Source organism: Halopseudomonas sp. Lyrl_26, from assembly GCF_051948695.1.
Taxonomy (GTDB): domain Bacteria; phylum Pseudomonadota; class Gammaproteobacteria; order Pseudomonadales; family Pseudomonadaceae; genus Halopseudomonas; species Halopseudomonas formosensis.
In genome coordinates this window covers 16,927-29,208 of sequence record NZ_JAYJLH010000018.1, presented here as the reverse complement: position 1 = coordinate 29,208, position 12,282 = coordinate 16,927, and the positions used below count along the sequence as shown (strand labels likewise).

The 12,282-nt window shown below is 63.8% G+C and carries 7 protein-coding genes; 5 read left to right on the top strand and 2 right to left on the bottom strand.

All coding sequences use genetic code 11. The features are described from left to right. Positions 1 to 222: 222 nt before the first annotated feature. Entirely contained in the window at positions 223 to 834 is a 612-nt protein-coding gene (locus VF673_RS14250; RefSeq protein ID WP_440292412.1) for an REP-associated tyrosine transposase, read from the top strand. A 214-nt stretch (positions 835 to 1,048) separates the two neighbouring features. Here the strand turns inward: VF673_RS14250 and aceF are convergent, their stop codons facing one another. Further along, the gene (aceF, locus tag VF673_RS14245) at positions 1,049 to 2,695 is read right to left on the bottom strand and encodes a dihydrolipoyllysine-residue acetyltransferase (RefSeq protein ID WP_440292411.1); all 1,647 of its coding nucleotides are present in this window, start codon (positions 2,693 to 2,695) and stop codon (positions 1,049 to 1,051) included. 11 nt (positions 2,696 to 2,706) lie between these two features. Next, positions 2,707 to 5,358 carry a pyruvate dehydrogenase (acetyl-transferring), homodimeric type gene (gene aceE / locus VF673_RS14240; RefSeq protein WP_440292410.1) on the bottom strand — a complete coding sequence of 884 codons (2,652 nt, stop codon included), beginning with the start codon at positions 5,356 to 5,358 and terminating at the stop codon, positions 2,707 to 2,709. 244 nt (positions 5,359 to 5,602) lie between these two features. Between aceE and glnE the strand changes: the two genes are divergently transcribed. The 4 genes from glnE to waaC all read left to right on the top strand — a co-directional run bounded on the left by glnE (position 5,603) and on the right by waaC (position 12,196). Next, entirely contained in the window at positions 5,603 to 8,545 is a 2,943-nt protein-coding gene (gene glnE / locus VF673_RS14235) for a bifunctional [glutamate--ammonia ligase]-adenylyl-L-tyrosine phosphorylase/[glutamate--ammonia-ligase] adenylyltransferase (RefSeq protein ID WP_440292409.1), read from the top strand. A 101-nt stretch (positions 8,546 to 8,646) separates the two neighbouring features. Then, positions 8,647 to 9,570, top strand: a complete 924-nt coding sequence (locus VF673_RS14230; RefSeq protein WP_090538435.1) for a branched-chain amino acid transaminase — start codon at positions 8,647 to 8,649, stop codon at positions 9,568 to 9,570. A gap of 521 nt (positions 9,571 to 10,091) precedes the next feature. Continuing rightward, positions 10,092 to 11,138 carry a lipopolysaccharide heptosyltransferase II gene (waaF, locus tag VF673_RS14225; protein WP_320331716.1) on the top strand — a complete coding sequence of 349 codons (1,047 nt, stop codon included), beginning with the start codon at positions 10,092 to 10,094 and terminating at the stop codon, positions 11,136 to 11,138. Positions 11,139 to 11,140: 2 nt separating this feature from the next. Beyond that, entirely contained in the window at positions 11,141 to 12,196 is a 1,056-nt protein-coding gene (gene waaC, locus VF673_RS14220; protein ID WP_440292408.1) for a lipopolysaccharide heptosyltransferase I, read from the top strand. The last annotated feature ends 86 nt before the right edge of the window (positions 12,197 to 12,282 follow it).

Here is a 12,282-nt window from a genome sequence, read left to right as displayed (position 1 = left end):
CCACTCCCTTGACACCGTACCTCCCGGTAATGCCGAGTGGGGCTGGCATCCTGGGAACGTCGAGCACCAGCTCGATGACCCGCCACCCACTCCCTCCCGCAGACCAAACCGCGACTCGGCTCACACAATCCCCCACTCATCCACTCGAAACCCCAACCCGTTCACTGCTCCTTTCCGTCCCTGCAATTAATCTTGCAGGCGGTTACAGAGTGGACTCCTCCCATGACTCCAGCCCCCAATCAACACCTCGGCTGGTATCAGGCGCGCAAGCTGCCGCATTACGATGCCCCGCATGTGCTGCAGTTCATCACCTTCCGCCTGGCGGACGCCTTGCCGATCACTAAGCTCAGAGAGATTGAAGCGGAGCTGCGAATGCTGCCAGCCGCGGAGCAGGAGATTCAGCGCCGACGCAAGGTGGAGTACTGGCTGGATCAGGGCCTGGGTTGCTGCGCACTGGCAAGACCCGAATTGGCCCGGGTATTCCGCCAGGGGCTGCTCCTGCACCATGGCCGCCGTTATCGGCTGATGGCCTGGTGCATCATGCCGAACCACGTGCATGTCCTGATCGAATGCCGTTACTCGCTGGCGCGCATAGTGCAAAGCTGGAAGTCCTACAGTGCCCGTTGGGCGGTGGAACATAACGAACGGTTGGGTCTCGGGCTGCAGGGCGGCCGCGTCTGGATGCGAGGTTATTGGGATCGCTATATCCGCGATGAGCGTCATCTGGCTGCGGCAGTGCACTACATTCATTCCAATCCGGTAACGGCGGGGCTGGTGAAGCGGGCTGAGGACTGGCAGTGGTCGAGTGCGGGCAGGGAGTTGGATCTGCTCTGAGGTAAGCGGCTGAGAGGGAAGAGTAGTCCGCACCATCGAGCTGGTGCTCGACGTTCCCAGGGGGGGGCTCAACGTTCCCAGGGAGTACGACGTTACCAGGGGGCTCGGCGTTTCCCGGGGAGCACGACGTTCTCTGGAAGCTCGACGTTCCTGAGGGAGGCTCCAACAACAGAAAGGCCGACAATTGTCGGCCTTTCTGATTACTGCACATCTCTTACAACAACATCGACCTGATGTCGCCCAGCAGTTCGCCGAGTCGGCGGGTGAAATGGGCGGCGGCGGCGCCGTTGATGGCGCGGTGGTCGTAGGACAGGGACAGCGGCAGCATCAGCCGCGGCTGGAAGGCCTTGCCATCCCAGACCGGTTGCATGGTTGCCCGGCTGACGCCGAGGATGGCCACTTCCGGTGTGTTGACGATCGGCGTGAAGTAGGTGCCGCCGATGTGCCCCAGACTGGAGATGGTGAAGCAGGCGCCCTGCATGTCGTTGGCGCTGAGCTTCTTGTTGCGCGCCTTGTCGGCCAGTGCGGCCGCTTCGGCTGCCAACTCCAGCAGGCTCTTCCTGTCCACGTCGCGGATGACCGGGACCAGCAGGCCGTCCGGGGTGTCCACGGCGAAGCCGATGTGCACGTACTTCTTCTCGATCAGCTGCTTGCCGTTGGCGGCCAGCGAGACGTTGAAGTTCGGCTGCTCGCGCAGCAGATGGGCACAGGCCTTGAGCAGGAAGGGCAGCACGGTCAGCTTGACCCCGGCTTTCTCGGCGACGGCCTTCTGCGCCTTGCGGAAGTCCTCGAGCTCGCTGATGTCGGCCTGGTCGAACTGGGTGACGTGGGGCACGTTGAGCCAGCTGCGGTGCAGGTTGGTGGCGCCCATCTGCTGCAGGCGGGTCATGTCCTTGACTTCCACTTCGCCGAAGCGGGTGAAGTCGACCTCCGGCACCGGCGGGATGCCTGCGCCGCCAGCGGCAGCCGCGGCACCGCCTTCCTTGCGCTGGCGCATGATGGCCTGCACATGGGCCTGGACATCTTCCTTGAGGATGCGGCCTCGGGGGCCCGTGCCGCTGACCTCGGTCAGGTCGATGCCGAACTCGCGGGCCAGCTTGCGTACCGCCGGGCCGGCGTGGACCTTCTTGCCGCCACGGCTCGGGGCGCCGACCGGAGCAGGGGTGGCCTGCGGCTGGCTTGCAGCCGGAGCCCGTTCTTCCTTGGCCGGGGCGACAGCTACCTCGTCTTCGGCTTCCTCGACGATGGCAGCCGGTGCCGATTCCTCTTCACCGGCCTCGCCTTCCACGCGCATGCGCAGCATCAGGTCGCCGGTCTGGACTTCCTGCTCCAGCTTGACCTCGATGGCTTCGATCACGCCGGCAGCGGGGGAGGGGATCTCCATGCTGGCCTTGTCCGACTCCAGGGTCAGCAGGCTCTGGTCGGCCTCGACCTTGTCACCCACCTGAACCAGCAGCTCGATTACCCGTGCGCTGCCATCGCCGATATCCGGGATGTTGAAGCTCTGCACGCTGCTCTCGGCCTTCTTCGCCGCCGGTTTTTCGGCTGCGGCGGGGGCCGCCTGGGGCTTTTCCTCGGCCGGTTTTTCGGCCTCGGCGGGCTCGGCCGGCTGCTCGGCAGCGGCGTCGGCGCCTTCGACTTCCAGCTCGATCAGATCGTCACCCTCTTTCAGGGTGTCACCGATCTTGACCTTGATGGCGGTGATGGTACCTGCCTTTGGGCTGGGCACCTCCATGCTGGCCTTGTCCGATTCCAGCGTGACCAGACTCTGCTCCACCTCGATGCGGTCACCGACCTGCACCAGGATCTCGATGACTTCGCCTTCACCGCCGATGTCGGGTACCTTGATCAATTCACTCATGGTAGCTCTCCTCAGCAGTCCAGCGGGTTGGGTTTGTTCGGGTTCAGGCCGAAGGTGGTCTGGGCTTCAACCAGCACCTCGGGCTGCAGTTCACCGTTCTCGACCAGCGCCACCAGCGCGGTGTAGACAATCCAGCGGCGGTCGACCTCGAAGAAGTCGCGCAGCTTGCGACGACTGTCGCTGCGGCCGAAGCCGTCGGTGCCCAGTGCCTTGAAGTTACCCGGTACCCACTGACGGATCTGGTCAGCGAAGAGCTTCATGTAGTCGGTGGAGGCAATCACCGGACCGCTACGGCCGGCCAGGTTCTGCTCGACATAGCTCAGACGCTTGGGTTCGGTCGGATGCAGGCGGTTCCAGCGCTCCACGGCCAGGCCATCGCGGCGCAGTTCGTTGAAGCTGGTCACGCTCCAGATGTCCGAGCTGATGCCGTAGTTGTTCTGCAGAATGGTGGCCGCCTCGCGGACTTCGCGCAGGATGGTGCCACTGCCCATCAGCTGTACGTGATGCTTGCCTTTCTCGGTGGCTTCTTCGAGCAGGTACATGCCGCGGATGATGCCTTCCTCGACGCCTTCGGGCATGGCCGGCTGGGCGTAGGCCTCGTTCATCACGGTGATGTAGTAGAAGATGTTCTCCTGCTCTTCCATCATGCGCCGCGCGCCTTCGCGGATGATTACTGCCAGCTCGTAGGCATAGGTGGGGTCATAGGTGCGGCAGTTGGGAATGGTGGAGGCCAGGATGTGGCTGTGTCCGTCCTCGTGCTGCAGGCCCTCGCCGTTGAGCGTGGTGCGCCCGGCGGTGCCGCCGATCAGGAAGCCCTTGGCGCGGCTGTCGCCGGCGGCCCAGGCCAGATCGCCGATGCGCTGGAAGCCGAACATCGAGTAGAAGATGTAGAACGGCAGCATGGGCTGGTTGTAGGTGCTGTAGGCGGTGGCCGCAGCGATCCAGCTGGACATGGCGCCGGCTTCGTTGATGCCCTCGTTGAGGATCTGGCCCTTCTTGTCCTCGCGATAGAACATCACCTGATCCTTGTCGACCGGCGTGTACAGCTGGCCGACCGAGGAGTAGATGCCGAGCTGGCGGAACATGCCTTCCATGCCGAAGGTACGTGCTTCGTCCGGTACTATGGGCACTATGCGCTGACCGAGATCCTTGTCCTTGAGCAGTTGTGCAAGGATGCGCACGAACGCCATGGTGGTGGAGATTTCACGCTCGCCGGTGCCGTCGAGCATGGCCTTGAGGGTTTCCAGCGGCGGTACCGGAATCGATTTGCTGCTGACGCGGCGCTGGGGCATGTAGCCGCCCAGGGCCTGGCGGCGCGAGTGCAGATACTTGTATTCGGCGCTGCCTTCCTCGGGACGGTAGAAGGGCAGGTTCTCCAGATCCTCGTCGCGGATCGGAATGCCGAAGCTGTCGCGGAATTTGCGCAGGCTCTCGGTATCCACCTTCTTGGTGTTGTGGGCGATGTTCTGACCCTGGCTGGCGCCGGTGCCGTAGCCCTTGATGGTCTTGGCCAGGATCACGCTGGGCTGACCCTTGTGGTTGGTCGCAGCGTGATAGGCGGCATACACCTTGTAGGGGTCGTGACCGCCTCGGTTGAGTTTCCAGATTTCCTCATCGGACATGTTCTCGACCATCTTCTTCAGCTCCGGCCGGGCACCGAAGAAGTGTTCGCGGACATAGGCTCCGTCGTTGGCCTTGTAGTTCTGGTAGTCGCCGTCGACCGCTTCTTCCATGCGGGCCTGCAGCAGACCGTCGTGGTCGCGGGCCAGCAGCGGATCCCACAGGCGGCCCCAGATGACCTTGATGACGTTCCAGTCGGCGCCGCGGAAGTTGCCTTCCAGCTCCTGGATGATCTTGCCGTTACCGCGCACCGGACCGTCGAGGCGCTGCAGGTTGCAGTTGATGACGAAGATCAGGTTGTCCAGCTTCTCGCGGCCGGCCAGGGAGATGGCGCCCAGGGATTCCGGCTCGTCACATTCGCCGTCGCCCAGGAAGCACCAGACCTTCTGCTTGCCCGGCTCGATGAAGCCACGGCTTTCCAGGTACTTCATGAAGCGTGCCTGGTAGATGGCCTGAATCGGACCCAGCCCCATGGACACGGTGGGGAATTGCCAGAACTCGGGCATCAGCCAGGGATGGGGATAGGAGGACAGGCCGTTGCCGTCCACTTCCTGACGGAAGTTGGCCATCTGCTCTTCGCTGATGCGACCTTCGAGGAAGGCGCGGGCATAGATGCCGGGGGCAGCATGGCCCTGGAAGAATACCAGGTCGCCACCGTGCTCTTCGGTAGGCGCCTTGAAGAAGTAGTTGAAGCCGATATCGTACAGCGTGGCGCTGGAAGCGAAGGTGGAAATGTGGCCGCCCAGATCCGGGTCCTGCAGATTGGCGCGCATGACCATCGCCAGCGCGTTCCAGCGCACCATGGAGCGGATACGGCGCTCCATGAACAGGTCGCCGGGCATCTGCGCTTCGTGGGTCACCGGGATGGTATTGCGGTACGGGGTGGTGATGGCATAGGGCAGCTGGGTGCCGCTGCGGCTGGCCAGTTCGCCCATCCGCTGGATCAGGTATTCGGCCCGTTCCTCACCTTCGTTCTCGAGGACGGATTCCAGGGCATCGAGCCATTCCTGGGTTTCGAGTGGATCGATATCGTCATGCTTCATATTTTTCTCCAGACCTTGTGAGTCCCAGATGAAAACTGTCACTCAGCCCGAGCTTGGAGTATTGACTCGGGCGTGCGACAGTCGAGGGTGTGTGTAGTTTTACTACATTTTGGAGAAAAAGACTATCCGGTCATCATCTATTCTGTAGTTAAACTACAAGGCGTATTGGAATTTCGGCTTCGCCCTTTTCCGCCCGTTCCGCCCGTGGCACTCTGCATCTTTCGATGTGTATTCAGGATAGACCATGCCATTTTCATTGCCCGTCACTTTGCCCGACACCCTGAGCGCGGTGGTTGATCACCATCTTGGGCAGTGGCTGGGGGCCGTTCATCAGGCGGGGCTGGAGCCGGACCTGCAGCAGCTCGGCGACAGCTTCATGGCCGAACTTCAGCTGGTTCTGGCGGGCAGCGATTTCGTTGCCGAGCAGTTGCGGCGCGATCCGGTCATGGCCTGGCGGCTGGTGGAAGACCAGCGGCTGAGTCGCTCCCTGGCACCGGGTGAAATGGCGCAGCTGCTCAGCCAGCAACTGGACGCCGCTCTGACCGAGGAGCAGTTCGCCCAGGCGCTGAGGCGCTTCCGCCAGCAGCATCAGGTGCGCATCATCTGGCGCGATATCACCCGTCAGGCCTCCACAATGGATACCACCCGGGATCTGTCGGACATGGCAGACGCCTGTCTGGAGCAGGCCTACCGCTGGGTATATGCGCAGCTGGAGTCCGAATTCGGCACACCCCGCAGCGAGGAGGGTGAGCAGCAGCACCTGGTGGTGCTGGGCATGGGCAAGCTGGGTGCGCAGGAGCTGAACCTGTCCTCGGATATCGATCTGATCTTCGCTTTTCCGTCCCAGGGCGAGACGCAGGGTGGGCGGCGCAGTCTGTCGAATCAGGAGTTCTTCACCCGGGTCGGGCAAAAGCTGATCCGGCTGCTGGACGAGGTCACCGTGGATGGCTTCGTGTTCCGGGTCGACATGCGCCTGCGTCCCTACGGCGACAGTGGCGCCCTGGTGTTCAGCTTCAATGCGCTGGAGCAGTACTACCAGAGCCAGGGTCGTGACTGGGAGCGCTACGCCATGATCAAGGCGCGGGTGGTGGCCGGCGATCAGGTCGCCGGGGCCGAGCTGATGGAGCGGCTGCGGCCCTTCGTTTACCGCCGCTACATCGATTTCGCTGCGATCGAGGCACTGCGCAACCTCAAGCAGCTGATTCAGCGGGAGGTGCAGCGCAAGGGGCTGCACGACAACGTCAAGCTGGGTGCCGGCGGCATACGCGAGGTGGAATTCATCGGTCAGGCCTTCCAGCTGATCCATGGCGGGCGTGACCGCAGTCTGCAACAGCGGCCGATCCTGGCGGTGCTGGACATGCTGGCGGCCAATGTCTATCTGCCCGACGAGACGGTGGACGAACTCAAGGGCGCCTATCTGTTCCTGCGTGACACCGAGCATGCGCTGCAGGCCATCGATGACCGCCAGACCCAGATGCTGCCGACCGACAGCCTGACCCAGGCCAGGGTGGCGATGATCATGGGGTTCGACAACTGGGCGGAATTCCGTCGCCAGCTGGAGCTGCAGCGCAGTCGGGTAGCGCGGCACTTCGCCGGGGTGATTGCCGATCCGGACGAAGAGGAGGAGCGTGAGCAGGCGCCCTATACCCAGTGGCTGACTCTGTTCACCGGTTTCCCCGAGCCGGAGCAGGCTTGCGAGCAGCTGGTCGAAGGCGGCTTCAAGGACGGAGCCCGGGCCTGGGAGCTGCTGCAGCATCTGCTGCGCTCGCCGCGGGTGCGGGCAATGCAGCGCATGAGTCGCGAGCGGCTCGATGTCTTCCTGCCCCGGCTGCTGGCGATGGCCTGCGAACAGGACGATCCGGATCTGGCACTGGAGCGAGTCATTCCGCTGGTGGAAGCCGTGGCGCGCCGTTCCGCCTACCTGGTACTGCTGACCGAGAACCCCGGTGCCCTGCGCGAGCTGCTGGTGCTCTGTTCCGCCAGTCCGCTGATCGCCGAGGAAATTGCCCGCTATCCCGTGGTGCTGGACGAACTGCTCAACGCCGGCCGCCTGTATCGCCCGCCGGAAACCGCCGAGCTGATCGACGAGCTGCGTCAGCAGCTGCTGCGTATTCCCGAGGATGATCTGGAACAGCAGATGGAGGCCCTGCGCTATTTCAAGCGGGCCCACTCACTGCGCGTGGCCGCTTCGGAGATTGCCGGCAGCCTGCCGCTGATGAAGGTCAGCGATTATCTGACCTGGATTGCCGAGGCCATCTTGCAGCAGGTACTGCAGCTGGCCTGGCAAGACATGGTCCGCCGCCATGGCGTGCCCAAACGCCACGATGGCACGCCCTGTGAGCTGGACTTCATCATCGTCGGCTATGGCAAGGTCGGCGGCATCGAGCTGGGGCACGGTTCGGATCTGGATCTGGTGTTCATCCACGATGGCGATACCGAGGCCGAGACCGACGGCCCCAGACCCCTGGATGGCGGGCGCTTTTACACACGTCTGGGGCAGCGCATCATCCACATACTCAACACCCATACCACCGCCGGGGTGCTCTATGACGTGGATATGCGTCTGCGCCCGTCCGGGGATGCGGGTCTGCTGGTTACCTCGCTGGAGGCATTCGCCCGCTACCAGCGCGAGGTGGCCTGGACCTGGGAGCACCAGGCCCTGGTGCGTGCCCGGCCGCTGGCCGGCTGCGTGCAGCTGGGCGAGCGGTTCAACCGCCTGCGGGCCGAGGTGCTGGGGCGTCAGCGCGACGAGGAAGAGCTGCGCACCGCGGTACGGGACATGCGCAAGAAGATGCGCGATAACCTGGCAACCCAGGCCACACATGGCGGGTTGGACCCGACTGCCTTCACTGCCGAAGCGGCTTTTGATCTGAAGCAGGACGCGGGAGGTATCGTCGATATCGAATTTATGGTGCAATATGCCGTTCTGGCCTGGTCGTGCCGGTACCCAGAGTTACTGCGCTTTACGGACAACATCAGAATATCGGACGGGCTGCGTGACGCCGGATTGATCCCCGGTGAGGACGTTCAGCACCTGCAGGAGGCTTACAAGGCCTACCGGGCAGCGGCCCATCGCCTGGCATTGCAAAAGCAGCCAGGGACAGTACCAGGCGACCAGTTTCATGACTACCGACACCATATCATTCGGCTCTGGCAGCAACTGCTGCCCGACGCAGCGGATGCATGATTACCCAGAGATTCGGCGGGCATGACCGGGGCCAGAACCCAACGGACAGGCACAGTGCCTGAAGCAGATGAATAGATAGATGAAGAATGGAGCTGGTTGTTATGTCGATGGCTGATCGTGACGGTGTTATCTGGTTTGATGGAAAAATGGTTCCGTGGCGTGAGGCCAACGTCCATGTGCTGACCCACTCGCTGCACTACGGCATGGGTGTGTTCGAAGGCGTGCGTGCCTACAACACCGATCAGGGCACGGCGATTTTCCGCCTGCAGGCCCACACCGACCGTCTGTTCGATTCCGCCCACATCATGGGCATGAAGATCCCCTACACCAAGGAAGAGATCAACGAAGCCTGCCGCGCTGCGGTACGCGAGAACAACCTGGAAACCGCCTATATCCGCCCGCTGGCCTTCTACGGCTCGGAAGGCATGGGTATCCGCGCCGACAATCTCAAGGTACACGTCGTGGTTGCTGCCTGGTACTGGGGCGCCTACATGGGCGAGGAAGCACTGGAGCAGGGCATCCGCATCCGTACCAGTTCCTTCACCCGTCACCACGTCAACATCACCATGACCCGGGCCAAGTCCAGCGGCGCCTACATGAACTCCATGCTGGCCCTGCAGGAAGCGGTTTCCGCCGGCGCCGACGAGGCCCTGCTGCTGGATCCGGAAGGCTATGTGGCCGAAGGCTCCGGTGAGAACGTCTTCATCGTCAAGAACGGCGTGATCTACACCCCGGAGGTGACCGCCTGCCTGAACGGCATCACCCGTGCCACCATCCTCACCCTGGCCGGGGAGCTGGGTATTCCGGTGGTCGAGAAGCGCATCACCCGTGATGAGGTGTACATCGCCGACGAGGCCTTCTTCACCGGCACCGCCGCCGAGGTTACCCCGATTCGCGAAGTGGACTGCCGTCAGATAGGTATCGGCCGCCGTGGTCCGGTCACCGAGAAGCTGCAGAAGGCCTATTTCGATCTGGTCAATGGCAAGAATGCCGCCCACGCTGAGTGGCTGACCTCGGTCCGGTAGGAGCGCCGCCGGGACGCCGGACCGCCCCTGTTGTAGGAGCACCGCCTCGGTGCGATAAGGGGGGGCAGGCCGCAAGCCCGCATTCGCCCCCGGGGCGAGGGCTCCTACAGTTGGGGCAGGATCAGTCTGCCTTTGTAGGAGCACCGCCCCGGTGCGAAAGGGTTTCAGCCGACGAACCCACATTCGCCCCCGAGGCGGGGGCTCCTACAGTCGGGGGGCAAGATCAGTCTGCCTTTGTAGGAGCACCGCCCCGGTGCGAAGGGGTTTTTCAGCCGGCAAGCCCGCATTCGCCCCCGGGGCGGGGGCTCCTATAGTCGGGGGGCAGGGTCAGTCTGCTTTTGTAGGAGCACCGCCTCGGTGCGAAAGGGTTTCAGCCGACGAGCCCGCATTCGCCCCCGGGGCGGGGGCTCCCACAATCAGGCGGGCGTCTGTAGGAGCACCGCCGGGACGCGACCGCCTCGGTGCGATGAGGTGCCAGCCGGCCGGACGGCCTGCTGCCAAGGCCCTAGAGGTGATATTGGATGAAAGTGTTGGTTATCGGCCCCAGCTGGGTCGGCGACATGGTCATGGCGCAGACGCTGTTTGCCTGCCTCAAGCTGCGTCACGGCGCGGATTGCCTGATCGATGTGCTGGCTCCCGAGTGGAGCCGGCCTATCCTCGAGCGTATGCCCGAGGTGAATCAGGCGCTGAGCTTCCCCCTGGGGCACGGCGTGCTGGATATCGCCACCCGCCGACGCATCGGCAAGCAGCTGGCCGGTCAGTACGACCAGGCCATACTGCTGCCCAACTCCCTGAAGTCTGCACTGGTACCCTTCTTTGCCGGCATACCCAGGCGTACCGGCTGGCGCGGTGAGATGCGCTATGGCCTGCTCAACGACATGCGACTGCTCGACAAGCAGCAGTATCCGCTGATGATCGAGCGTTTCATGGCGCTGGCCTATGAGCCGGAGCATCAACTGACCCGCCCCTATCCCCGGCCCACGCTGCAGATCGATCCGGCCAGCCGGGACGCGGCGCTGGCCCGGTTCGAGTTGGAGCTGGACAGGCCGGTGCTGGCAATGTGTCCGGGCGCCGAGTTCGGTGAGGCCAAGCGCTGGCCGGCCGAGCACTATGCCGCCGTCGCCGACCAGAAGGTGCGGCAGGGCTGGCAGGTCTGGCTGTTCGGCTCGAAGAACGATCATCCGGGCGGAGAGCAGATCCGCGACCGCCTGCGTCCCGGGCTGCGCGAGGAAGTGGTGAATCTGGCAGGGGAGACCAGTCTGGCCGAGGCTATCGACCTGCTGTCCTGTGCTACGGCCGTGGTCAGCAATGATTCGGGCCTGATGCACGTGGCGGCGGCGCTCAACCGCCCGCTGGTGGCCGTCTATGGGTCCACCTCCCCCGAGTTCACCCCACCGCTGGCCGAGCAGGTGGAGATCGTACGCCTGGGACTGGATTGCAGCCCCTGCTTTGATCGCACCTGTCGGTTCGGTCATTACAACTGCCTGCGCGAGCTCGAGCCGCAGCGGGTGATAGATGCTCTGGATCGTCTGGTGGGTGAGCCCCTGGCCGATCCCTTTCCGGACTGACCATGCGCGTCCTGCTGATCAAGACCTCTTCACTGGGTGATGTCATCCATACCCTGCCGGCGCTGACCGATGCCCTGGAAGCCATACCGGGGATCCGCTTCGACTGGGTGGTGGAGGAAGGCTTTGCGGAAATCCCGGTTTGGCATCCGGCGGTGGCGGAGGTTATTCCGGTGGCCATCCGGCGCTGGCGCAAGAGCCCCCTGAAGACCCTGCGCAGCGGGGAGTGGCAGCGTTTCCGCCAGCGTCTGCACAAGCACAGCTATGATCTGGTCATCGATGCTCAAGGGCTGTTCAAGAGTGCCGTTCTCACCCTGGGGCTGAAAGTCCCGGTAGCCGGTCTGGACCGGCGCTCCGCCCGGGAACCCCTGGCCAGCCGTTTCTACGACAAGCGTATCGCCGTGCCGCGTGATCAACATGCGGTGGAGCGGGTACGCCAGCTCTTTGCCCAGGCTCTGGGTTACCGGCTGCCGGCGCGGGTGGGCGATTACGGTCTGGATCGGGCCTGGATTGCCGGTGAGCAGAGCGGGGCGGATTATCTGGTGTTCCTCCACGGTACCACCTGGGTGACCAAGCACTGGCCGGAACTCTACTGGCGGCAGCTGGCCGAGTTGGCTTCGGCCCGGGGGTTTCAGGTCAAGCTGCCCTGGGGCAACGACGCCGAGAAGGCCAGGGCGGAGCGGATCGCCCAGGGGCTCGAAGGTGTTCAGGTGCTGCCCAAGCTGCCGCTGGCGGGGGTGGCAACCCTGCTCGCCGGCGCCCGCGCCTGCGTGGCGGTGGACACCGGACTGGGCCATCTGGCCGCCGCGCTGGATGTGCCGACCCTGTCGCTTTACGGGCCGACCAATCCCGGCTGGAGCGGCGCCTATGGTCGCGGCCAGGTGCATCTGGCCAGCGACTTTCCCTGCGCACCCTGCATGAGCAGGAAGTGCAAGTACGAACCAACCCGTGAAGATGCCCGGCAATTCGACCTGCGCCAGGAGCTGCCACTGTGCTTTACCCGGTTGCAGCCTGAGCGGGTAATGGCCGAGCTGCAGGCGCTGGTGGGCTCGGGGGTGTAGCGCGCCCGCGCTAAGCCGGGCAGCCCCGGGGCCGGCGGCCAGCTGTGGTAAACTCTCTTCTTTCCGCCCGGCGCTGACATAGAGAT

What these genes read in the sequence shown, in the direction of transcription:
- aceE (WP_440292410.1), bottom strand. Translation starts at nt 5,358, where the DNA reads ATGAAGCATGACGATATCGATCCACTCGAAACCCAGGAATGGCTCGAT.
- VF673_RS14230 (WP_090538435.1), top strand. Translation starts at nt 8,647, where the DNA reads ATGTCGATGGCTGATCGTGACGGTGTTATCTGGTTTGATGGAAAAATG.
- VF673_RS14250 (WP_440292412.1), top strand. Translation starts at nt 223, where the DNA reads ATGACTCCAGCCCCCAATCAACACCTCGGCTGGTATCAGGCGCGCAAG.
- waaC (WP_440292408.1), top strand. Translation starts at nt 11,141, where the DNA reads ATGCGCGTCCTGCTGATCAAGACCTCTTCACTGGGTGATGTCATCCAT.
- waaF (WP_320331716.1), top strand. Translation starts at nt 10,092, where the DNA reads ATGAAAGTGTTGGTTATCGGCCCCAGCTGGGTCGGCGACATGGTCATG.
- aceF (WP_440292411.1), bottom strand. Translation starts at nt 2,695, where the DNA reads ATGAGTGAATTGATCAAGGTACCCGACATCGGCGGTGAAGGCGAAGTC.
- glnE (WP_440292409.1), top strand. Translation starts at nt 5,603, where the DNA reads ATGCCATTTTCATTGCCCGTCACTTTGCCCGACACCCTGAGCGCGGTG.